This is a genomic window from Shewanella xiamenensis (assembly GCF_014647135.1).
GTDB classification, from domain to species: domain Bacteria; phylum Pseudomonadota; class Gammaproteobacteria; order Enterobacterales; family Shewanellaceae; genus Shewanella; species Shewanella xiamenensis.
In genome coordinates this window covers 104,887-127,049 of sequence record NZ_BMOP01000001.1, presented here as the reverse complement: position 1 = coordinate 127,049, position 22,163 = coordinate 104,887, and the positions used below count along the sequence as shown (strand labels likewise).

The 22,163-nt window shown below is 45.2% G+C and carries 20 protein-coding genes; 5 read left to right on the top strand and 15 right to left on the bottom strand.

The window, feature by feature from the left end:
- Nucleotides 1-20: 20 nt before the first annotated feature.
- Genes parE through nudF form a run of 5 tightly spaced genes read right to left on the bottom strand, consistent with a single transcriptional unit; the run spans nucleotide 21 to nucleotide 4,473 of the window.
- A complete protein-coding gene (gene parE / locus IEY09_RS00520) occupies nucleotides 21-1,907 on the bottom strand; it encodes a DNA topoisomerase IV subunit B (protein WP_037422159.1) in 1,887 nt (628 codons plus the stop codon).
- Nucleotides 1,908-1,963: 56 nt separating this feature from the next.
- A complete protein-coding gene (locus tag IEY09_RS00515; RefSeq protein ID WP_069454281.1) occupies nucleotides 1,964-2,539 on the bottom strand; it encodes a YqiA/YcfP family alpha/beta fold hydrolase in 576 nt (191 codons plus the stop codon).
- Between the two features lie 26 nt (nucleotides 2,540-2,565).
- Nucleotides 2,566-3,402, bottom strand: a complete 837-nt coding sequence (cpdA, locus tag IEY09_RS00510) for a 3',5'-cyclic-AMP phosphodiesterase (RefSeq protein ID WP_055647702.1) — start codon at nucleotides 3,400-3,402, stop codon at nucleotides 2,566-2,568.
- A gap of 15 nt (nucleotides 3,403-3,417) precedes the next feature.
- Nucleotides 3,418-3,858: a DUF1249 domain-containing protein gene (locus IEY09_RS00505; protein ID WP_037422150.1), complete on the bottom strand. Its 441-nt coding sequence runs from the start codon at nucleotides 3,856-3,858 to the stop codon at nucleotides 3,418-3,420.
- A 12-nt stretch (nucleotides 3,859-3,870) separates the two neighbouring features.
- Nucleotides 3,871-4,473: an ADP-ribose diphosphatase gene (gene nudF / locus IEY09_RS00500; RefSeq protein ID WP_037422148.1), complete on the bottom strand. Its 603-nt coding sequence runs from the start codon at nucleotides 4,471-4,473 to the stop codon at nucleotides 3,871-3,873.
- A 241-nt stretch (nucleotides 4,474-4,714) separates the two neighbouring features.
- On the opposite strand from nudF, the gene tolC reads away from it, so the two are divergent.
- A complete protein-coding gene (gene tolC / locus IEY09_RS00495) occupies nucleotides 4,715-6,022 on the top strand; it encodes an outer membrane channel protein TolC (protein ID WP_037422145.1) in 1,308 nt (435 codons plus the stop codon).
- Between the two features lie 66 nt (nucleotides 6,023-6,088).
- Here the strand turns inward: tolC and IEY09_RS00490 are convergent, their stop codons facing one another.
- From IEY09_RS00490 to IEY09_RS00480, 3 genes are read right to left on the bottom strand one after another with little or no spacing between them, the layout of a single operon-like run.
- Nucleotides 6,089-6,826 carry a TIGR04219 family outer membrane beta-barrel protein gene (locus tag IEY09_RS00490; RefSeq protein WP_037428021.1) on the bottom strand — a complete coding sequence of 246 codons (738 nt, stop codon included), beginning with the start codon at nucleotides 6,824-6,826 and terminating at the stop codon, nucleotides 6,089-6,091.
- Between the two features lie 2 nt (nucleotides 6,827-6,828).
- Nucleotides 6,829-7,797 (bottom strand): DUF2333 family protein, encoded by a 969-nt coding sequence (locus IEY09_RS00485; protein ID WP_037422138.1) that lies wholly within the window; start codon nucleotides 7,795-7,797, stop codon nucleotides 6,829-6,831.
- An 11-nt stretch (nucleotides 7,798-7,808) separates the two neighbouring features.
- Nucleotides 7,809-8,291 carry a copper chaperone PCu(A)C gene (locus tag IEY09_RS00480; protein ID WP_140906616.1) on the bottom strand — a complete coding sequence of 161 codons (483 nt, stop codon included), beginning with the start codon at nucleotides 8,289-8,291 and terminating at the stop codon, nucleotides 7,809-7,811.
- 34 nt (nucleotides 8,292-8,325) lie between these two features.
- Between IEY09_RS00480 and IEY09_RS00475 the strand changes: the two genes are divergently transcribed.
- The gene (locus tag IEY09_RS00475; protein ID WP_037422131.1) at nucleotides 8,326-9,063 is read left to right on the top strand and encodes an enoyl-CoA hydratase-related protein; all 738 of its coding nucleotides are present in this window, start codon (nucleotides 8,326-8,328) and stop codon (nucleotides 9,061-9,063) included.
- Nucleotides 9,064-9,202: 139 nt separating this feature from the next.
- Here IEY09_RS00475 and IEY09_RS00470 read toward each other — a convergent pair whose 3' ends face one another.
- The 5 genes from IEY09_RS00470 to IEY09_RS00450 all read right to left on the bottom strand — a co-directional run bounded on the left by IEY09_RS00470 (nucleotide 9,203) and on the right by IEY09_RS00450 (nucleotide 14,226).
- Entirely contained in the window at nucleotides 9,203-9,403 is a 201-nt protein-coding gene (locus IEY09_RS00470) for a PspC domain-containing protein (protein WP_037422129.1), read from the bottom strand.
- Nucleotides 9,404-9,547: 144 nt separating this feature from the next.
- The gene (locus IEY09_RS00465) at nucleotides 9,548-9,841 is read right to left on the bottom strand and encodes a hypothetical protein (protein ID WP_037422125.1); all 294 of its coding nucleotides are present in this window, start codon (nucleotides 9,839-9,841) and stop codon (nucleotides 9,548-9,550) included.
- A gap of 207 nt (nucleotides 9,842-10,048) precedes the next feature.
- Complete coding sequence (gene dusA / locus IEY09_RS00460; protein WP_055647699.1) at nucleotides 10,049-11,056, bottom strand: tRNA dihydrouridine(20/20a) synthase DusA; 1,008 nt, start codon at nucleotides 11,054-11,056, stop codon at nucleotides 10,049-10,051.
- A 229-nt stretch (nucleotides 11,057-11,285) separates the two neighbouring features.
- Nucleotides 11,286-11,960, bottom strand: a complete 675-nt coding sequence (locus tag IEY09_RS00455; protein WP_055647698.1) for a Fe2+-dependent dioxygenase — start codon at nucleotides 11,958-11,960, stop codon at nucleotides 11,286-11,288.
- Between the two features lie 73 nt (nucleotides 11,961-12,033).
- Nucleotides 12,034-14,226, bottom strand: coding sequence for a TonB-dependent receptor (locus IEY09_RS00450; RefSeq protein WP_055647697.1), 2,193 nt, complete (start codon nucleotides 14,224-14,226; stop codon nucleotides 12,034-12,036).
- Nucleotides 14,227-14,782: 556 nt separating this feature from the next.
- On the opposite strand from IEY09_RS00450, the gene IEY09_RS00445 reads away from it, so the two are divergent.
- Nucleotides 14,783-15,247, top strand: coding sequence for a chemotaxis protein CheX (locus IEY09_RS00445; protein ID WP_037422113.1), 465 nt, complete (start codon nucleotides 14,783-14,785; stop codon nucleotides 15,245-15,247).
- A gap of 168 nt (nucleotides 15,248-15,415) precedes the next feature.
- Here the strand turns inward: IEY09_RS00445 and alr are convergent, their stop codons facing one another.
- Entirely contained in the window at nucleotides 15,416-16,492 is a 1,077-nt protein-coding gene (gene alr, locus IEY09_RS00440; RefSeq protein WP_144374916.1) for an alanine racemase, read from the bottom strand.
- A gap of 76 nt (nucleotides 16,493-16,568) precedes the next feature.
- Nucleotides 16,569-17,975 carry a replicative DNA helicase gene (dnaB, locus tag IEY09_RS00435; RefSeq protein ID WP_037422109.1) on the bottom strand — a complete coding sequence of 469 codons (1,407 nt, stop codon included), beginning with the start codon at nucleotides 17,973-17,975 and terminating at the stop codon, nucleotides 16,569-16,571.
- Between the two features lie 122 nt (nucleotides 17,976-18,097).
- On the opposite strand from dnaB, the gene IEY09_RS00430 reads away from it, so the two are divergent.
- Both IEY09_RS00430 and hydA read left to right on the top strand, forming a co-directional pair.
- Nucleotides 18,098-20,296 (top strand): S46 family peptidase, encoded by a 2,199-nt coding sequence (locus IEY09_RS00430; RefSeq protein WP_188869392.1) that lies wholly within the window; start codon nucleotides 18,098-18,100, stop codon nucleotides 20,294-20,296.
- A 633-nt stretch (nucleotides 20,297-20,929) separates the two neighbouring features.
- Complete coding sequence (gene hydA, locus IEY09_RS00425; protein WP_055647694.1) at nucleotides 20,930-22,162, top strand: iron hydrogenase large subunit HydA; 1,233 nt, start codon at nucleotides 20,930-20,932, stop codon at nucleotides 22,160-22,162.
- The last annotated feature ends 1 nt before the right edge of the window (nucleotide 22,163 follow it).

Here is a 22,163-nt window from a genome sequence, read left to right as displayed (position 1 = left end):
ATCGGCAATAGTGCACAACATTAAAGTACCGCCATGTCACCCTTATCTTCGAGCCAGTTTTTACGATCGGGTGAACGCTTCTTAGCTAACAGCATATCCATAAGAGAATCAGTTTCTTCCGCATCATCAATAGTTAACTGCACTAAACGGCGAGTATTAGGGTCCATTGTCGTTTCACGCAATTGCAGTGGATTCATTTCACCCAGACCTTTAAAGCGTGTTACTTGAACTTTACCTTTTTTATTCTCAGCGCTGATACGATCGAGAATACCTTCTTTTTCAGCCTCATCTAAAGCGTAATAAACATCTTTACCTATATCGATACGGAACAGTGGCGGCATGGCGATATAAACATGCCCCTGCTCAACCAACACTCGGTAATGTTTCAGAAACAGTGCACAGAGTAAAGTCGCAATATGCAATCCATCGGAATCGGCGTCGGCGAGAATGCAGATTTTGCCATACCTTAACTCAGAAATATCATTGCTATCGGGATCACAACCAATTGCCACCGAAATATCATGTACTTCCTGCGACGCTAATACCTGAGATGCATCCACTTCCCACGTATTTAAGATTTTACCACGTAGCGGCATAATAGCTTGAAACTCACGGTCTCTAGCCTGTTTAGCACTGCCTCCCGCAGAATCCCCTTCCACAAGGAAGAGTTCGCCGCGCATTGGATCTTGGCCACTACAATCGGTCAATTTACCCGGTAATGCGGGACCTGATGTGACTTTTTTACGGGCGACTTTTTTGGCTGCTTTTAAGCGTTTTTGCGCGTTATTAATACACATTTCAGCCAATGACTCGGCTAATTCGGTATTCGAATTTAACCAAAGCGAAAATGCATCACGCACGATACCTGAAACAAAGGCTGAGCTTTGACGGCTCGAAAGCTTCTCTTTGGTTTGTCCCGCAAACTGCGGGTCTTGCATTTTCACTGACAGAATGAAGGCTGCGCGATCCCAAATATCCTCAGGAGAGAGCTTAATCCCGCGGGGGATGAGATTACGAAACTCACAAAACTCACGCATCGACTCCAACAAACCTTGGCGAAAGCCATTCACATGGGTGCCACCCAATGGCGTTGGGATCAAGTTGACATAACTTTCGTTGATCGACTCCCCGCCCTCTGGCAACCAGGTAATAGCCCAATCTGCCGCCTCAATTTGTCCCTTAAAACTACCGATAAAAGGCTCTTCCGGCAGCATGATATTATCGCCTACCGCCGTCTTAAGATAATCGGTTAAGCCACTCTCGTAGTACCACTCATGCACTTCGTTAGTGTGCTTATTAGTGAATTTAATTCTAAGACCGGGGCACAATACTGCTTTGGCACGCAGTAAATAAATAAGTTTGGAATTGGAGAAATTCGCCGAATCAAAATAACTCGCATCAGGCCAAAAATGTACTCGAGTACCGGTATTGCGCCGACCGCAGGTACCACTGACTCGTAGTTCTTCGACTTTAAAGCCATTTTCGAAAGCCATATCATACACTTGGCCATCTCGGCGCACAGTGACTTCAACTCTGCGAGACAGGGCGTTAACGACTGAAATCCCTACACCATGCAAACCACCAGAGAATTGATAATTTTTATTTGAAAATTTACCGCCAGCATGGAGTTTAGTCAGGATCAGCTCGACCCCAGGAATACCTTCTTCGGGATGAATATCCACTGGCATACCACGACCATCGTCAGTGACTTCCAGCGAGTTATCTGTGTGGAGCACTACTTCAATTTTAGTGGCATGGCCAGCTAAGGCTTCATCGACACTGTTATCTATGACCTCTTGGCCTAAATGGTTAGGTCGGCTGGTATCGGTATACATACCTGGACGGCGTTTAACTGGGTCAAGTCCGTTAAGAACTTCAATGGCGTCAGAGGTGTATTGATTAGTCATAGTGTACGCTATAGGTTGTTATATCCGGCCATGTTGCGGCTGTGGATGACGATTTGTCAAGGTAAGTGTAAAAATTGGCTTACAGTTTGCAGATATCGCTCATAACCCACAAAACTGTGATCACCACCGGATTCAATCCGTAATTGGCAATGATGATATTTATGTAGCGCTTCGCGATAATCCAGCACTTCATCGCCCGTTTGCAATAGTACCAAAAAACGATCGGGATTGCGGATAACAGTCGTATTAAATTCAGTCACTTCCTGCTTATGCTCTGGCAATACCTGATAATGCTCTTCGGTATAAGGGTTAAATTGCGGCCCCATAAATTCATCAAACAGTTCAAAGGGTTTTACTGCCGGATTCACCAACACGGCTCGGCCACCATAATGCTCAGCCAAGTAACTGGCAAAATAACCACCTAAGGACGAGCCAATATAGTTAAGCGGCTCACCCGCTTGCAAAGCCTCCTCAACATAGCGCTGTAGTAAGGCCATCGCTGCTTTGGGGGTATTGGGTAACTGTGGCTGATGAAAAGTGACGGACGGGTGATGCTCGGCCATATATTGTGCCGTCATCACCGCTTTATCAGAGAAAGGAGAACTGTTGAATCCGTGAATATAGAGCAGCATAGTTCCTCAAGCTGCGGTCACTCGCGTTAATAACCGCTGGAATCTTTATCGGGGGAAAACAGATTTCCCGGTACGCGATACACATTAGTGCTGATGCTACCATCGGCCTTGAGCTCCAGCAAACGATAACCGGGTTGCAGTCCATCGAGGGCAAAATAAGGCGATTGCGGTTTAAACTGGATACAAGTAGAAGGTGTCGCCATTAATTGCAACGCACCATGTGGACCATCGTAAAGGCTATCCAATTGTTGATGCACATGGCCCCACAGCAAAGCTTTGACCTGCGGGTATTGAGCGACGCACTTTAAAAATTCCGTCCCATTATCCATGCAGTGTTGGTCTAACCAAGCACAATTAACCAAAATAGGATTATGATGCATCACCAGTAAGGTATGGCGGTCTGGATGTGCGGCTATAGCCTGTTCAATGAGTTCGAATTGACTCGCGGCCATATGACCACCAGGTTTTCCTCTCACGGTGGAATCCAGCATCAAAATTTGCCATTTACCAACTAAGATACGTTGCTGGCCAAAAATCCGCTCGCCCTGCATATGCAAAAACATGATCCGCGGATCATCATGATTACCCGGAAGATAATGGCAAGGTAAATTGAGCGGGGCGACCGCTGACACAAATTGGCGATAGGACTCAGGGGAATAATCTTGACTTAAATCACCTGTGGCAAGCATAAGATGCGCAGGGTAATTAACGGCACGGATCGTATTGAGTACCGCGGCCAAACTTTTGCTGGTATTAACACCAAGTAGCTGAGCTTCAGGATCGGCAAAGAGGTGCGGGTCGGTGACTTGCACTATGCGCACACTTTCATCAGCTACAGAGTAAGAGATAGCCTCTTTCAGCACATTGAATACCCAATTCTAAGACTGGCAAACCAAACGTTGTTGGCCACCAATCTTCAATAATTCTCCCAGGAATGCATTTACCTGGTACTTCTCATCACTATGATACATACGTAAATTGGGATAATCATACACTGGGCGCAGTTGGTAAATCTGTTGACCAGTTAACACTTCTGCTAATTTAGCATCATGATAAATTCTCACTAACACCTTGGGAATATTAACAAACTCCACTATTTGTAGTGGGCGTGAGATTTCAACTAATTGAGTATATTTGGTATTTTCTAAAATACGGATAACTAATACACCAAATTCACCTTCAAGTTGCCAAGATTGACCCACAGCAATATCCAGTGGCAACCACTTTTGCATATAGCCATAGTTACGCCCGCATAGCGCTAAAAAGTCGCTCACGTTGGGTTGATAACGCGGTTTTTGATGTGATGTTGAATGCGCCAAACCTTTTCCAGCCTAAACCAGTTGCTGATAGTTTAATTGCAACCACTGCAATCCAATAACGGTCGATGCATTGTCTATTTCGCCATTAACGACACCGTGATAGGCAACCTCACGGTCTACAACATGCAATCGAATATCTTCGTGTTCGTCAGCTAATCCATGCAAACCTTGAGCTTGTGATGAATCCACCTCAGCCCAATAAAAATAGAAACGTTCAGTACTGCCACCAGGGCTTGCAAGATAACTGCTCACAAAATGGATGTGGCGAGCGGTCAAGCCAGTTTCTTCTAACAATTCGCGGTGCGCGACATCCTCTGGCGTTTCGTCGGGCGCAATCATACCCGCGACTAACTCCATAAGCCAAGGAGATTTAGTGGTTGCTAATGCAGGAAATCTAACTTGCTCAATCAACACAACCTTATCGCACTTAGGATCATAGGGCAGCACAACGACTGCATGGCCACGTTCAAAGACCTCACGGGTGACAGGCTGACTCCAGCCTCCAGCAAATAGCTTATGTTTGAAGGTAAATTGCTCTAAGGCAAAAAAGCCTTGATATAGCGATTTTTTTTCGAGGATTTCAATATCTGTTTGCGAAAAAACCTGAGGCTTCATATCTTATCCTTAACAGTTAAATTTTCGCCTATTATCAAGGCAATTTGGCTCATTTTTAAATAAAATCTGTTACACTTCGCAGTTGACTTGAACGTGTGGGAGTTTTTAGACTCTACGTCATTAAGTTTTAGCTGTATCGGGAAGCGTCGGGAAGCGCAAACCGCCTTGGTAAAGGCATTACTTAGTCTAAACGAAGTTATATATTTCTCCTTTTGGAGATTTTGTCTAATAAGGACAGCAAATGAAATTTAAGATCCGTTCTCTATGCGTAGCATTAACTCTAGCCGCTTCCGCTCCTGCGGTTCAAGCAGATGATTTACTGCAAATTTATCAACAGGCACTGACAAGTGATCCACTCGTGTTGCAAGCGCAAGCGCAACGTAACGCTTTGTTTGAAAAGATTGAACAAAATCGTGCGCCACTGTTACCGACTATCAGTGCAAACGTGGGTTATGACAAGGCATGGAATGATCCTCGAGATGATAGCAGCGGCCTGACTGGCAACCTAAAGCTCAATCAAGTCATTTATGACCATAGTGCTTGGGTAGGTTTAAGCCTTGCGGAGAAAGCCGCTTCTCAAGCTGACTCAACCTATGCATCGGCACTGCAAAATTTGATCACTCGCGTGACTAAAGCCTACTTTGATGTATTAACGGCCAAAGATAACTACGAGTTCCAAGGTGCAGAAAAACGCGCGATTGAGCGTCAACTTGAGCAAACTAAACAACGTTTTGCCGTTGGTTTAACTGCGATTACTGACGTTCATGAAGCTCAAGCACAATATGACTTAGCCTCAGCCTCTGAAATTTTGGCAGAAAATACCCTTGCCAATAGTTATGAAGCACTGCGCGAAATCACGGGTATCGATCACAAAGCCTTAAACGTACTCGACACTAACCGCTTCTCAGCAGTCACACCAGCACCGAGTTCATCTAGTGATTGGTTAAAAATTGCCGAGACCAATAGCGTCGATCTAATGACTCAACGTATTGGCAAAGATATCGCTCAAGAGACCATTAGCCTCTATAAAGCAGGCCATATGCCATCACTAAGCTTAAATGCTGGTTATAGCAAAGGTTTAGAGCAAAAATTAGGTAATTCGAATGAACCTGATTTTGACAACATGAGCGCAGGCATTAACTTAAGTATTCCGATTTTTGAAGGCTTTAAAGTCTCATCACAAGTCAAAGAAGCGCAGTTCCAATATGTTGAGGCAAGCGAGAAGTTGGAACAAACCTACCGTAGCGTAGTGAAAAACGTTCGTAATAACTACAACAACGTGGGGGCGTCAATCAGCTCTATCCGTGCTTACGAACAGTCTGTAATTTCATCTGAAAGTGCATTAAAGGCTACGCAAGCAGGCTTCGAAGTTGGTACTCGTACTATTGTTGACGTATTGAACCGTACACGCGATCTGTACGACTCAAAACGTAAATTATCAGATGCGCGTTACAGCTACATCAACTCGATTGTTGCACTGAAACAAGCAGCGGGTACATTAAACGAAGATGATGTTATTGCTATTAACAACGGCCTAAAAGCTGAATAAGTTAAGCAATATTGTCCAATAAAAAAACCGCCAAGATTGGCGGTTTTTTATTGTCAGAATTACGACTTAGAAGTCAATTTCAACGCCAGCGAAATAGCCATCAAACTTTGAGTCAGCACTAATGCCAGAGAAATTATTCACATCAAAGGCAAACTCACGATAGCCAACGCGCACACGGGTATCCACCGCAACACCATCAAACTGCCAGCCTAAACCGACCGCATAATCGTGTACATTCGACTCATTCACCCCAAGCATTAAATCTGCAAAGCCAAATAAGCCTAAACCCGGCATGCTCACATGGGTACTGGCGTACCCCATAACAATTCCGCTATCTACGTCTTTCTCTTCTGGATGACCTGCATCTTGGACACGCAGAGAGCCATTCATCAACTTATAAGCTGCGCCCAAATCAAAAGATAAAATATCGTTATCCAGCAGTTCGTAATACAACACAAAATCGGTGTTGCTCAGATCGGTATAACTGGTCACATTACCTTTAAAATCATGACCATTAAAGCTGAAATCAGCGTTCGCCAAGCTACCTTTTTGATCAAGACTGTTTTCACGAATTTTCAGATTTGGCACAAAAGGCAGTGGGTGTTCAACGGCAAACCAATAGCTACCCTGCGCTGATGAGCTGTAGTCAAAACCTTGTTGTGGCTGACCTTTATCGGAAAAAGTACCGCTAGTATCGGCGCGCCAATAATCGCCACCTATTTTAAAACCAACCACAGTGGCCGCGTGAGCTGATGTAGCCATTATGCAGCCTAATACTGCACTGGCCAGGAGTATTTTTTTCATAATTAACCTTGAGATAGCAAGTTCGTTAAATCAATCACCGCGGCATTTGCACGGGATACATAGTTAGCCATAACCAATGAATGATTAGCGACTAGACCGAAACCACTGCCATTAAGCACAACAGGGCTCCAAACCGTTTGCTGAGTTGCCTCTAGTTCACGAATGATCTGTTTTAGGCTCACTTCAGCATTTTTCTTTTTCAGCACGTCAGCAAAATCGACTTCAACTGCACGCATAAAATTCAGTAATGCCCATGAGGCGCCTCGGCTCTCATAAAACACATCATCAATTTTCCACCAGCTGGTTTTCACCTGATGGCTGGCTAAATTAGGGGTTGATTGACGCGCAGCATTATCCCCCGCTAAATCGGTGTTAAGACGTTCTTGACCTACACTTGCAGATAACCGTTGCGACATACTGCCTAAACGTTTTTGCACTTCTTTGAGCCACTCATTAAGGTTATCTGCGCGGGCATAAAACTGTGCATCTTGATTATTCGGATCCATCATTCGCGCCCGGTACAACTTAAGTAGCTTAATACCATCGCGGTATTCGCTTTCAGCACTCGGCACTAACCAACTGGTATGGTCGATGTTTAACTTAGCCTGCGCTTCACTCAAATCTTTATCAGCGGTAGATTGCGACTGTGAACGGCTAAACTCTTTACGCATAATCAGCGCCAAATCACGCGCTTGCTCTAAAGCGCCATACTCAAAGGCGGGCATGTTATCCATAAAGATTGAGGGTGGCATAACATCATTCGATAGCCAACCACCTTGCTTATCCAGCAGCGTTTCAACGGTCATAATCAAAGAGGTTGTGGTCGCATAACCAACAACATTCTTTTCTGTGGCAGTAAGCTGTTGTGGCGTCAGCGGATCAGGCTCGATACTCCACCAGACACTCACAACATAACCAATTAAAACAACGCATAAACTAACTCCAGTGACCTTCTTCCATGTGATTTGCATCAAGCGACTCCTTAATGATGGTGATGATGCTCGGGTTCAGCAGCATTCTCGGCCTGCTTAGCGACAGGCAATGTAATCGTCATTTTTTCGCCATCGTTAAACTCTAATTGCAGCTTAACTTGCTGATCTAACACTAATGGAGCCTTAAGCCCAATTAGCATGACATGCTCCCCCGATGGCATCAGGGTTAATTTTCCATGGGATGGAATATCAAAGCCTTCAACATGGCGCATTTTTACCATACCTTGCTCTTCAATAATGGCATGCAATTGCGCTTCGTTCGCTACGTCGGTTGTCACGCCAATCAAGCGTACGGCTTTATCGTTGTGATTTTCGAGCGTAAAGTAAGCGGCAGTATTTGGAACGGTATCAGGCATTGCACGTACATGACCTTCAGTCATCACTACGTTGGCGAAAACAGAAAATGAAGCACAGGATAAGGCAACACAATTAAACATCTGTTTGAATATCGGTTTCAATGTCTTAAACTCCATGTCTACCCAATGTCGTCGTAAAGGAAAACAACCCATGAGTCATATACAGGTTCGGGATGATCAGGGCGTTCGTGTTATCAGCTTTAATCGCCCAGATAAACGCAATGCACTTGATCTTAATATGTATAAACAACTGACAGAATACCTGATCGAAGGTGAAGCAGACAACGACATTCGTGCCTTTATGCTCCATGGTGAAGATAATTGTTTCACCTCGGGCAATGATGTTGCAGACTTTTTGAAAAATAGTGACTTAGGGCCAAACCATCCTGCGGTACGCTTCTTATTTTGTTTATTAGAGCTCAAAAAACCACTGGTCGCTGCCGTTTCTGGTGCGGCTGTTGGTATTGGTACCACTGTGCTACTTCATTGCGATTTAGTTTACGCAGACAATACAGCTAAGTTTCAACTGCCCTTTGTTAATTTAGCCTTGGTCCCTGAAGCGGGCGCGAGTTTACTCCTACCCGAATTAGTGGGTTATCAAAAAGCAGCTGAATTATTGCTGCTCGGAGAAAGTTTTGATGCTGATACCGCCCACAGACTGAACATCATTAACGATGTGATCGCCCAAGAAGAGTTATTGGTTTATGCCTTTAACCAAGCGAAAAAACTAGCCAATCAACCACCGCAGGCGCTGCAAATTACCCGTCAATTGATGCGACCGCATAAAAACCGTGTGCAACACCAAATGCATCAAGAATTAGAACAATTTAGTGCAAGACTTAAAAGTGATGAAGCAAAAGCCAGATTCCAGGCTTTTCTTAAAAAGTGATACTCACTTAGCAAGTGCTCATTATTGGCATGAGGGTCAATGTGCCCTCTTGTTGATAGCATCTCGCTAACGATTGTGGCCATAAACGTGTATAGGCTGTCCCATTAATGTCCCACAATCTAGAGTACAAAAACTTGGCTTAAATCGGTCTTTTCCATTGTTCTACAAGCAAAGCCAACACAAAATACACCAGTAGACTCACGCCTGGCATAAACAGAATTGCCCCCGCCCATACCACTCGCGTCCAAAAACAGGACCAACCAAATTGCCACGCCATACCTGATGCAACACCACAGACCAAACGTTGTGAATTGTTCATTCGTATTTGCGCTCGTTTCATTTTGAACACCAAAATTTTATGAGTTACTTATCGCTGACACTATGCCACTGAAACCAGCAGATAATGCCTGAAAACAACGCGAGGCTAATCACTGGTAGCAGTAGCAAAGTCATTAGAGGTGCTACAAACCACATAGGCAGATCCTTACTTATTCGCGCTCAATTCACCTGTGGTTGCCGAATCAGTTTGGGTATCCGCGCTCAGTGTTAGTTGACTGTTAAAGTCATAGATACTTTCAGCCAGTTGCGTTTGCAGCGATAACACCAATTCACGCTTTGTATTCACTAACAACTCCTGCGCTTGGGTGCTAAGAGTTTGCTCAATGGCGCTCATAACATCAGATACAGGAGCCGCTTCAGCATGTGCTGTAACACTCGCCATTAATGCACCGAATAACACACTTGCTTGAACTGATTTTTTAACATTTGAAGTAAACATGATGTCGTCCCTTTCGATTGATTAACTTGACATAGGGACTATTACAAAGGGCGTGCCAACTTATCAAATAAAACCTAACGCACTAATTTAATTAGATTTAAAAATTTATTTTAAGCTAGAACGAGATAAGCGAGATATTTAGGAAAGGTAAAGTGGTGAAAAATACTACAACGTTTAGTGAATCTCACCACTTTTTAAATCGAATGATTATTGAGCAATTATTTCTGTTTGAATACTCAAATAAGCCTGCTTTACCACCTCTATGCCCGCACCGTTTTTATGGGCGTTTTCGCTTAAATAACGACGCCACGCACGGGCACCAGGCAAACCTTGGAATAAGCCAATCATATGGCGAGTGATATGATTTAGGCGTCCGCCCGCCTGCAAGTGAGCCTCGATATAGGGCACCATCGCTTCAATCACAGCCTCACGGCTAATCACCGTCTTCTGGCTGCCGCAGAGCAGTTGGTCAACCTGCGCCAACATATAAGGATTCTGGTAAGCCTCACGTCCTACCATCACACCATCTAAGTGCTGCAAGTGGGTTTGGGCCTGTTCAAGGCTAGTGATGCCACCGTTAATGCTGATATTAAGCGTCGGATAATCACGTTTGAGTTGATACACACGTTCGTAGTCTAAGGGCGGGATCTCGCGATTTTCCTTCGGGCTTAAGCCTTGCAGCCAAGCCTTACGCGCATGGATTATAAACTCACCACAGCCTTTAGCCATGACAGTATCAATAAAGTGAGTCAAAAACTCATAGCTATCCTGCTCATCGATCCCGATGCGCGTTTTTACCGTCACAGGAATATCAACCACTTGCTTCATGGCATCGACACATTCAGCCACCAGCTCAGGTTCAGCCATCAAACAGGCTCCAAAGCGACCATTTTGCACCCGATCCGAAGGACAGCCCACATTGAGATTCACTTCATCATAACCGCGCTCAGCGGCCAGTTTGGCGCAGCGCGCAAGTTCAGCAGGATTAGAGCCGCCTAATTGTAATGCCAGAGGATGTTCCTCTTGGTTATAGGCAAGATAATCGCCACGGCCATGCAAAATCGCGCCGGTGGTCACCATCTCGGTATACAGCAAAGCATTAGCCGACATTAAGCGCGCAAAATAACGGTAATGACGATCCGTCCAATCGAGCATCGGTGCAATGGAAAAGGTGCGGTCGAGCTGTAGACCATCATTAAGATTATTTTTCAACACGTGACTATCGACTCAAGTAATTAAAATTTGCCAGTAAGTTCAAACTTTGAGGGATAAAGCGCCTTAACTTAAGCAGCAGATGAGCAATACAGCGCCAGCGTAAAAATACAAAAACAGTAAACGAGTTAACGTTTACTGTTTTATTGCCCCTCAGAGCAAGCGGGATTATACCCTAAACCGCCTGCTTTGTGGAGATAATGCAGGAACAGGAGCCGACTCTGAACCAAAGCTACAACTCGCTCCAACGCCTGAGCAAGTTATGATAAACACCCGTTAGATTAAACAGCTCTTGTTCAGGCGCGGCCTGCAACGTCAAAGATTGAATCGATTGATCGAGTTGAAATAACAAGCGGCGCTGCCCCTCATCGCGCACCATGCTCTGTAGCCACATAAAGGCGGCGGTTCGCTCACCTGATGTGACAGGCGTAACCTGATGTAAACTCGTTGACGGGTATAACACCAAAGATCCCGCCGCCAGCTTAATGCTTTGCTGGCCATAGGTATCTTGGATGACCAGCTCACCACCTTGATAAGTGTCTGGTTCGCTTAAAAATAAGGTGGCAGACAGATCGGTACGCACCATACCGTCACTCGTCGAGCGAATTGCATTGTCGATATGATAACCAAAGGTTTCTCCACCTTGATAACGATTAAACAAGGGCGGATAAAACTGTAATGGAAGTGCTGCCGAGACAAATAAAGGATGAGCTAACAAGCGCTCCATAATCAATTCACCGATGCCAATCGCAACGGGATCGTCTTTATCCAACTGCTGATTGCGCTTACGGGTACTCGCCATCACGCCTGATGTTTGATTGCCATCAATCCAAGTGCGAGCATCGAGTTGTTCACGTAACTGATTGACTTCTTGTTTAGAAAAAACATGAGGAATTTCAATAAGCATCTTCAAACCTTAAGGAAAGCATAAACATCAAAGGCAGCCCTAGGGCTGCCATTCAAATCGTCATTCACTGATATTAAAAGTGCATATCGGCACTTAACATCACCAAACGTCCAGGCGCCATATTGGCAAAGTGCGCGGTGTACGCTTTATCGTAATAACGCTCGTCCGTTAGATTTTGAACGTTCAGGCGTAAGGTCAAGAATTCGCTCATCTTATAGGATGAGGTCAAATCAAAACGCCAGTAAGACGGAATTGACAGCGTATTAGCCGTATTGCCATACACTTTGTCCATATAATAGGCACCCGTGCCGACCGTTAACTGCTCGGTAATATCGTAAGTGGTGAATAAACTTAGGCTATTTTTGGCTGTATTAGGGAAGCGATTACCATTTTGCGCTGCGTTGTAACCATTGCTTTCGAGGGTAGCGTCCAAATACGTATAACCACCAAAACCATGCCAATCTTTAGTAAAGTCACCGGAAAAGCCGATTTCAAAGCCTTTGACTTTTTGCTCGCCGACGTTTTCCTGCGGTGCATTACGATCGCCAGAGGTCGCAACGCGGGCATTGTTTTTCTCGATTTGGAATACAGAGCCATTCAGAGATAAACGCCCCTCCCAAAGATCCCATTTAGTGCCTAACTCGTAGCTTTCGGTGTCTTCTGGTTCTAAATCGGCATTAGTGCTGCCAAGACGATCTGCCCCATCTCCGTTGGACGTGCCAGGTGGATTAGAGGAAGTGCCCCACGCAGCGTAGATACTGCCATTTTCTGCGGGCTTATATAGCACCGACAATTGGTAGTTGAAGAAATCAGCATCATTGCTGAATCGAGAGGTTGAGTTCTCAGCACTGGTGGTATAGTCATCCCAGCGGATACCTGCGTTAACCATCCATGCTTCAGTTAACTCAATCGTATTAAAGGCATAGATAGAGCGAGTATCGGTTTCAGTCACTGTCGCATCGGTACCAAGTGTAATCGTACCAACCCAAGGATCGTGGGGATTCGGGTTATCCAGCAACGTACAGTTGTAGTTATCCAGCATTGCCTGATTACAACCCGCGTTGCGACCATTGCCCGTATCGACGGTGTAACTCAAATTGCTAGTACGTTCGTTACTGAGTTCAGTCCCGACTGCAAAACGGTTAGTCATTCCTGCAAGTTTTGCTTCACCCGAGAGTTGCAATTGAGTCGCTAGGGTTTTAGTGACCGAATGGCGCGACTTAGTGTTTCGCCAAACATAACCATTAGCCACGTTGCCAGTGGTGTCGTCTGGGTTAGTCACAATATAGTAATTGCTGTTACGGCTATAGATAGACGTCGAAGTGAACTGCATGTCGTTGTTAAAATCATGGCTGATCAACACCGAAGCTGTATCGTCCATCGTATCGCGAAAATCCCGCGATAATAAGCCATAGAAATTGTCTGGATCGACATCGGCAGGTTTGCCTGTCGCCTGATCGTAGGGAATACCATAATCAGGAATATCATGGTTTTCAAAATGATAATATTCAAGGGTCACTTTAGTTGGCGTCGTTAACCCAAAAGTAACTGACGGTGCAACGCCCCAACGATTACCTGTGACCTCATCACGCCCAGGAGTGTCAGCATCGTGAGCCATCATGTTGACACGAACCGCAGCTTCATCGGTAATCACATGGTTAATATCAACATTGGCACGTTTGAGGGCATCCGTCCCCACGGCAACATCGGCGTTAATAAAATCTTCAGCCTGAGCTTTTTTGGTCACAATGTTAATGCTACCGCCAACCGCGCCACGGCCGTTATAGACAGAGCTTGGGCCTTTCAGGACTTCAATTTGTTCAATGTTAAAGGTTTCACGGCTTTGTGAACCCACATTACGCATACCATTGATAAAAGTAGAGGATTGAGCATCGTATCCACGAATAAACGGCCTATCACCGTAGGGGTTCCCCCCTTCGCCAGTACCCAAGGTAATACCAGGCGTCGCTCGTAGCGCATCAGTAAAACTCTGCGCGCCCATATCTTTGATCAGATCTTGATTGATGACTGTTACAGTTTTCGCAGTATTGAGCAGGTCTTCGGTAAATTTACCCGATTGTACTTTGCGGGTGTTATAACCCAAGTACTCACCATTGACCTCAATATGTTCAACTTTTTTATCTGCGACTTGTGCCTGCTCCGCGGCCATAGCAGGGATAGCAGAAACCGCCATCCCTATGGTTAACGAACCTAAAACATGGGCACCAAGCGTGACTCGACCATTGCGACGTTTTGCAAATTTCATTTAAAGCATTCCTGTTGCGGACTAAACCCTGTAACAGATGTCCCCCACCTGTTAATCGCCCGCTAATATATGTAAAATTATTTTTGTGATCAATAATTATTATCATTTACATTATAATTTAATGTAAATCACAGTTTAAGCCGTTTATAGTTGTTAGGCACAGCAAAACGACTGTAGCTACATTGGTAGGGTTAAAGATACGCCTATGATAGAAATGAAAATTTCCTTCAAAAATCTTTCGCATACATTCAAGCTATCGCACTATAGCCTAACGGCATGCTCATTCGAATCATCAACCTTTCGGTGGAAACGTGCCTTTGGACTCATTGAGGGGGCATGCAGAATACGCGACTCTTTTACCGCTTGTAGCGTGGCTTTTGGTAAAAAGACTTTTACGATAAATAACAAGAAAATCGTGAAATTAACCTCACATTTCCATTTGTGTCATCTAAGCTGATAGAGTGTGATTAAGATTGCTGTGGTCAAGCCACTTTTCGACTACCCTTAATTACGTGGTGACCATAAGGCTTAAGTTCATAAGAGGACACACTGAAGCATGAACGTCAATTTTATTAATCCTTTTTTGCAGTCGCTGCTCAATGTTATTTCGACCATGGCCAGCCTAGAGCTCACGCCAGGTAAACCCCAAATCAAAACTGACAACTTAGCCAAAGGCGATGTATCAGGTTTGATTGGTATGGTTGGGCCACAAACCAAAGGCTCACTTTCAATTACGTTTGAGCAAAAACTGGTACTGCAAATCATGCAAAATATGCTGGGCGAAAACCCCGGCAAAATAAATGAAGAAGTAACCGATCTGGTGGGTGAAATCACTAATATGGTTACGGGGGGCGCAAAAAATCTTTTAGGACAAAAGGGTTACGAATTCGAAATGGCAACACCAATGGTCGTTTCAGGTCAAGGGCATACAATTTCCCATAAAGCCAACGGCACCAAAATTATCATGCCATTTACCAGTTCTTACGGAACTGCATTTATCGAAGTTTGCTTCGAAAATTAATTAAATATCATAAGTTTGTAGGAAAACATTGGATGTTTGGTTGGCTGTAACGGGTACGCTTTGCTCCACTAGAGCAAACCTGATAGCCAATCAGTAAATCGATTAACTGTATGCTAGATAAAGAAAAACGGCGCATTAGCGCCGTTTTGTCATTCTAATTTGAGCAAACTATGCTAAGCAAACAGCTACTCTTGGAGTCAGTTTAGTCACTAATTCATAGGCGATGGTACCAATGTGTTCGGCCACCTCCTCTACGGGTAAAGCCTGCCCCCAAAGTAGCACATCATCACCGACTTGATCCGCTGCATCTTGGCCTAAATCTACGGTTAACATATCCATAGATACGCGGCCAACAATCGGCACTCGGCGACCATTTATCCATACAGGCGTGCCTTCAGGCGCATTCCGCGGATAGCCATCACCATAGCCAATAGCGACAACGCCAAGGCGAGTATCTTGTTTGGCTGTCCAGTAACAACCATAACCTACAGGTTGACCCGCTTTATGATCGCGCACCGCGATCAAACGTGAGACTAAGTTCATCGCGGGGATCAAACCATGGTTCGCACCGCAATCTCCTGTGACAGGAGATACGCCATAGAGCGCAATGCCTGGACGGATCCAATCCCCTTGGCTTTTAGGCCAATAAAGCGCACCCGCCGAGTTGGCTAAGGTTCTAAACCCAGGTAAATCCGCAGTTAACTGGTTAAAGGTTTGCATTTGTACTTGAGTGTAATGATTATCTGGTTCATCGGCACAGGCAAAGTGGGTCATCAAATGAATAGGTTTGGCAACATTTTCGCAGGCTGCCAAACGCGCATAAACCGCAGTGAATTGTTCAGGCGTGACCCCTAAACGATGCATACCCGAATCAACTTTTAGCCACACTGTGACAGGCTTCGTTAAGTTTGCCTGTTCTAACATCTCGATTTGCGATTCGTGGTGCACCACAGTATCGATATCGTGCTCCACCAACAAAGGTAAGTCGGTGCTGCGAAAAAAGCCCTCCAGCAATAATAAACGCGCCTTAATACCACCTTCGCGCAGTTCTAATGCCTCTTCCAAACGGGCTAAGCCGAAGCCATCGGCAGTATGTAAACAATGAGCGACATTTAATAATCCATGACCATAACCATTGGCTTTCACCACCGCCATCACTTGGCTGCTGCTCGCCTGCTGGCGTAAAACGGCGAGGTTGTTTTGCAGTGCAGTACTGCTAATTTCTGCTCGAGGAAAAGGTTTCAAAATTTGCCTTGTCTATTTGGAAAAGTCTGGAAATAAAAAGAATACATAAGCTTTGCTTATCTTCTAACACCGGGAATTAATCTTCTTCAAACTGAGGACCTGCATAGTTATCAAAACGGGAAAACTGGCCTTGGAAGGTCAAGCGCACACGTCCAATGGGGCCGTTACGCTGTTTACCGATAATGATTTCCGCCGTGCCCTTATCGGGAGAGTCGTTGTTATACACCTCATCACGGTAAATAAACATGATGAGATCCGCATCCTGCTCAATAGAACCTGATTCACGTAAGTCCGAGTTCACAGGGCGTTTATCGGCACGTTGTTCGAGCGAGCGGTTAAGCTGGGAAAGTGCGATAACGGGGATCTCTAATTCTTTAGCTAATGCCTTAAGAGAACGAGAGATTTCAGCAATTTCAAGGGTACGATTGTCCGATAATGCCGGCACTTGCATCAGCTGCAAGTAGTCGACCATGATCATCGATAATCCGCCATGCTCGCGGGCAATACGACGGGCACGGCTGCGCACTTCGGTCGGCGTTAAGCCTGAACCATCATCGATATACATCTTGCCTTGCTCAAGCATAATGCCCATGGTCGAGGATACCCGCGCCCAATCCTCATCATCGAGTTGTCCGGTACGGATTTTGGTTTGGTCAACGCGCCCTAAAGAGGCCAACATACGCATCATGATCTGTTCTGAGGGCATCTCGAGGCTGAAAATAAGCACGGGCTTGTCTTCATTCATCGCCGCCTGTTCGCACAGGTTCATCGCAAAGGTCGTTTTCCCCATCGACGGACGCGCCGCCACGATGATCAAGTCGCCGGATTGAAAGCCTGCTGTCATTTTATCGAGATCAGTAAAGCCACTCGATACCCCGGTTACACCATTGTGTGGGTTGTTGTAGAGCTGCTCAATCTTATCAACGGTTTTTTCCAGAATGGTTTTGATGCCTTCAGGGCCTTCGTTAGCATTGGTGCGCTGCTCAGCAATTTTAAAGACTTTGCTCTCAGCTAAATCGAGTAGAGCGCTGGAATCGCGGCCTTCAGGGTTATAACCCGCATCGGCAATCTCATGAGCAACGCGGATCATCTCGCGTACGACTGCGCGCTCACGGACAATTTCAGCATAGGAAACAATGTTGCCGGCACTCGGGGTGTTTTTGGCAATCTCGCCCAAGTAGGCAAAGCCGCCCGCTTCTTCGAGTTGGTTTTCAAGCTCAAGCTGTTCAGAAACCGTAATTAAGTCGATAGGTTGGCCTGTTTCGACTAAACGGTGCATGGCGGCGAAAATCATCCGGTGCGAGCGAGAATAAAAATCCTCTTTCACTACGGTTTCAGCCACTTTATCCCAAGCGTCGGCGTCTAACATGAGGCCGCCTAATACCGATTGTTCAGCCTCAATTGAATGCGGCGGTAGCTTGAGGCTATCGACCTGCAAATCCCTTGGCTTACTCTTAGGCTTAAAAGCACCTTGTTGTGACATTAACACTCCCGATTTCCAACAACTTAACAAAATATGATATAAAACCCCGTCAAGCAAACAGGTGGTTTCACAGGCCTGTTATCTCACCCAACGGATACTCAAACTAAAAATAAGGAAAGAACATGCGTATTGCATTGGTTGCAGCCTTAGTACTGACCTCTGGCATTGCAACAGCCGATGAAGGGCAATGGCAACCTTATCAAATGCCTTCTATTGCAGACAAACTCAGCGCGCGTGGAATCGATATTCCCGCAGATAAGCTGGCCGATCTCACCAGTTATCCAATGAACGCCGTTGTCGGGCTGGGCTATTGTACCGCCAGTTTTGTCTCGCCCCAAGGGCTAGTTGTGACAAACCATCATTGTGCCTACAAGGCGATACAATATAACACTAAGAAAGAGCATAACTATCTCGAACAAGGCTTTTTAGCCACGTCAATGGATAAAGAACCGTCGGCCGGTCCCAATGAGCGTTTATACATCACCGAAGCCGTGACTAATGTCACCGCTGAGGTAACTAAAGACTTAAGCCAAGATCCACTAAAACGCTACGAAGAGATTGAGAATCACAGCAAAGCCTTAATCAAAAGCTGTGAAGCCGATGATAATTACCGCTGTAACGTTCGCAGCTTCCACAATGGCTTGGAATATTACCTCATCAAGCAATTGATGATCCGCGATGTGCGCCTAGTGTATGCACCACCTGAAAGTGTTGGTGGTTACGGTGGTGATATTGATAACTACGAGTATCCACGCCACTCGGGTGATTTTGCCTTCCTACGGGCTTATGTGGGTAAAGACGGAAAACCTGCGGCTTTCAGCGAAGATAACATTCCTTATACGCCCAAAAGCTATTTAAAAGTGAACGCCGATGGCGTGAAAGCTGGCGATGGCGTGTTTGTGGCAGGCTATCCTGGCACGACCAACCGTTACAATCTCACTAGCGAGCTTAAATTTGCCAGTGATTGGTTGTATCCAACTCAGGCAAAACGCTATCAATTACAGATTGATACTATCGAAGCCATGGGTCAGGAAGATGCCGACATCGCGATTAAATATGCGGGCAATATGGCGTCTATGGCGAACCGGATGAAAAAGCTCAACGGTCTGCTGGCTGGCTTTAAAGCCACGGATATCGTCGGCATTAAGCAGCAACGTGAAGATGACTTTCTGGCTTGGTTAAAGAAAAACTCTAGCCTTAATCAAAATCTTATCAGCGAACTAGAAGTGTTACTGGCGGAGCAGCAACTGCAAACCCAAACCAATTATTACTTCACCAACGCCCAATCGAGCACACTGCTCACCGCGGCCAACAACCTCTACCGCTTAGCGAAAGAAAAGCAAAAGAGTGATGCCGAGCGTGAAATCGGTTACCAAGAGCGCGACTTAGCCATGTTCAGCTCGCGCTTAAAACGTATCGACTCTAGTTTTGATGTCAAAGTCGATAAAACCCTCTGGTTACAAGATTTAAATGCTTATTTATCGCAGCCAAACCGTGTTGCGGCCTTAGACAATATGCTGAATTTGGACGATAAAAACGTCAGTCTAGAGGCTAAACTTGATGGCCTGTATTCGCTGACCACTCTGACAGACCAAGCGCAACGTTTGGCTTGGATGGACGCCGATGCCAAGGCCTTCGAAACCAGCAGCGATCCGTTTATCCGCCTTGCCGTCGCGCTGTATGACACCAATATGGCGCAGGAAAAGGCAGAAAAAATCCTAGCGGGTAAACTGTCTACCGCTCGCCCTGCATATATGGCCGCCGTTATCGACTACTACAAAGCCAACAACTGGCCAGTGTATCCCGATGCTAACGGTACGCTACGCATCAGCTACGGTATGGTCGATGGTTATCAATCCCACGATGCGCTGTACAAACAGCCATTTACACGTCTTGATGGGATAGTAGCTAAGCACACAGGTGTTGAGCCCTATAATGCCCCGAAAAAATTGCTCGATGCGATTCACGAGCAACGTTTTGGCGATCACTTAGTGAAATCTGTCTACCAAGATCCCCGTGGCTGGATTTGCCGTCTGTTCTCTTGTTTGGACAAGCCAGAAGAATTCAACTCAGTACCAGTTAACTTCTTATCGAGCGTAGATACCACAGGTGGCAACTCAGGCTCACCCGTATTTAACGGCAAAGGGGAACTTGTAGGACTTAACTTCGACTCCACCTACGAAGCGATTACTAAGGATTGGTTCTTCAATCCCACCATCACCCGTGCCGTGCACGTGGATATTCGTTATATCCTATGGATGATGGATGAAGTTGACCATGCCGATAATCTGATTAAAGAACTGGATTTAGTAAGAAACTAATTATTATTAATCTGTCATGATTAATGATAATGGAATTAACTAATATGAACCGTTTAATTTAATCAATATAAATTAAGCATCTTTAAAAACCGTCCAAGAAATATTCCTTGGACGGTTTTTATTTTATGTAATTTATCAATTTGTGATCTACCGCATTATCAATTCACCAAAAACTCAATCAAAGCGTCTTAATTAGTATTATTTAAAGCAAGACTACACATGGACAATTTGTCCAACCTAAAAATAAAATCCAGTGATAAAAGCCACATTAACCAACAAATTTCAATCTAAGCCTTTAAAACATCACAAATAGTGGTAGGTAAACACAAAAAGAAAAATAACACACTGTATTTAAATAAAAAATATAAAAATCACCACTATAAAACTAACCAAGATTGTTATTTTTATTTCTCAAAAAAACTCAAAAAACGCAAATAAAACTATTAAAAACACCTGTTTTATCAAAAACCATAAAACTTGATCACCATCATGTTTTTCATAGGTTCAATTTCCTATCATCCAACCGCCTAAAATTTCACAAATTAAATGTAACCGTCAACATAAGCACTTAACAAACACATTAAATAACACTGAAAATATAATTCAGGTTGAAAATGAGGAACGCAAAATTCTATGACAGCGACAACTTATCAACCAGGAGAAATCCAAGGGCTGATCAAGATTAATGCATCCAAATGCAAAGGATGTGATGCTTGCAAACAGTTCTGCCCAACCCACGCCATTAATGGTGCCTCGGGTGCAGCGCACTCTATCGATGAAGATAAATGTTTAAGTTGCGGACAGTGTTTAATCAACTGCCCCTTTAGCGCCATTGAAGAAACCCACAGCGCCCTTGAAACCGTGATTAAAAAACTCGCCGATAAGAATACCACCGTCGTTGGCATTATCGCCCCTGCGGTACGGGTGGCGATTGGTGAAGAATTTGGCTTAGGCACGGGCGAACTGGTGACAGGTAAACTCTATGGCGCCATGAATCAGGCGGGCTTTAAGATTTTTGATTGTAACTTTGCCGCCGATCTCACCATTATGGAAGAAGGCAGTGAGTTTATTCATCGCCTCCATGCCAATGTGAAAGGTGAAGAAAATGCAGGTGCATTGCCGCAGTTCACCTCCTGCTGCCCGGGCTGGGTACGCTACCTCGAAACCCGCTACCCTGCACTTTTACCCAACCTGTCAACCGCCAAATCGCCCCAGCAAATGGCCGGAACGGTTGCCAAAACTTACGGCGCCAAGGTGTATCAAATGCAGCCGGAGAATATTTTCACCGTCTCTGTGATGCCTTGTACCTCGAAAAAACTCGAAGCCTCACGCCCCGAATTTAACTCGGCTTGGCAATATCATCAGGAACACGGGGCTAACACGCCTTCGTACCAAGATATTGATGCCGTGCTCACCACAAGGGAAATGGCACAGTTACTCAAACTGCTTGATATCAATCTCGCTAATACCGCGGAATATCAAGGTGATAGTTTGTTCTCTGAATACACAGGCGCGGGCACTATTTTTGGTACAACCGGCGGGGTGATGGAAGCGGCACTGCGTACCGCCCATAAAGTGCTGACTGGCGCTGAAATGGCTAAGTTGGAATTTGAACCCGTACGTGGATTAAAAGGGGTGAAATCAGCCTCTGTCAGCCTGTTTGATACCCAGCTTAAGCAGAATGTGACCGTAAATGTCGCCGTAGTGCACGACATGGGCAACAACATCGAACCCGTGCTGCGCGATGTGATGGCAGGCACCTCACCCTACCACTTTATTGAGGTGATGAACTGCGCAGGTGGTTGCGTTAACGGTGGAGGTCAACCTATTGAGGGTAAAGGCTCTTCATGGCTTGGTAACATTTAAC

Bases quoted from the DNA above. Each gene is read 5' to 3' on its own strand.
- parE (WP_037422159.1), bottom strand. From the start codon at position 1,907: ATGACTAATCAATACACCTCTGACGCCATTGAAGTTCTTAACGGACTT.
- IEY09_RS00515 (WP_069454281.1), bottom strand. From the start codon at position 2,539: ATGCTGCTCTATATTCACGGATTCAACAGTTCTCCTTTCTCTGATAAA.
- nudF (WP_037422148.1), bottom strand. From the start codon at position 4,473: ATGAAGCCTCAGGTTTTTTCGCAAACAGATATTGAAATCCTCGAAAAA.
- tolC (WP_037422145.1), top strand. From the start codon at position 4,715: ATGAAATTTAAGATCCGTTCTCTATGCGTAGCATTAACTCTAGCCGCT.
- IEY09_RS00490 (WP_037428021.1), bottom strand. From the start codon at position 6,826: ATGAAAAAAATACTCCTGGCCAGTGCAGTATTAGGCTGCATAATGGCT.
- IEY09_RS00485 (WP_037422138.1), bottom strand. From the start codon at position 7,797: ATGCAAATCACATGGAAGAAGGTCACTGGAGTTAGTTTATGCGTTGTT.
- IEY09_RS00480 (WP_140906616.1), bottom strand. From the start codon at position 8,291: ATGGAGTTTAAGACATTGAAACCGATATTCAAACAGATGTTTAATTGT.
- IEY09_RS00475 (WP_037422131.1), top strand. From the start codon at position 8,326: ATGAGTCATATACAGGTTCGGGATGATCAGGGCGTTCGTGTTATCAGC.
- IEY09_RS00470 (WP_037422129.1), bottom strand. From the start codon at position 9,403: ATGAAACGAGCGCAAATACGAATGAACAATTCACAACGTTTGGTCTGT.
- IEY09_RS00465 (WP_037422125.1), bottom strand. From the start codon at position 9,841: ATGTTTACTTCAAATGTTAAAAAATCAGTTCAAGCAAGTGTGTTATTC.
- IEY09_RS00455 (WP_055647698.1), bottom strand. From the start codon at position 11,960: ATGCTTATTGAAATTCCTCATGTTTTTTCTAAACAAGAAGTCAATCAG.
- IEY09_RS00450 (WP_055647697.1), bottom strand. From the start codon at position 14,226: ATGAAATTTGCAAAACGTCGCAATGGTCGAGTCACGCTTGGTGCCCAT.
- IEY09_RS00445 (WP_037422113.1), top strand. From the start codon at position 14,783: ATGAACGTCAATTTTATTAATCCTTTTTTGCAGTCGCTGCTCAATGTT.
- dnaB (WP_037422109.1), bottom strand. From the start codon at position 17,975: ATGTCACAACAAGGTGCTTTTAAGCCTAAGAGTAAGCCAAGGGATTTG.
- IEY09_RS00430 (WP_188869392.1), top strand. From the start codon at position 18,098: ATGCGTATTGCATTGGTTGCAGCCTTAGTACTGACCTCTGGCATTGCA.
- hydA (WP_055647694.1), top strand. From the start codon at position 20,930: ATGACAGCGACAACTTATCAACCAGGAGAAATCCAAGGGCTGATCAAG.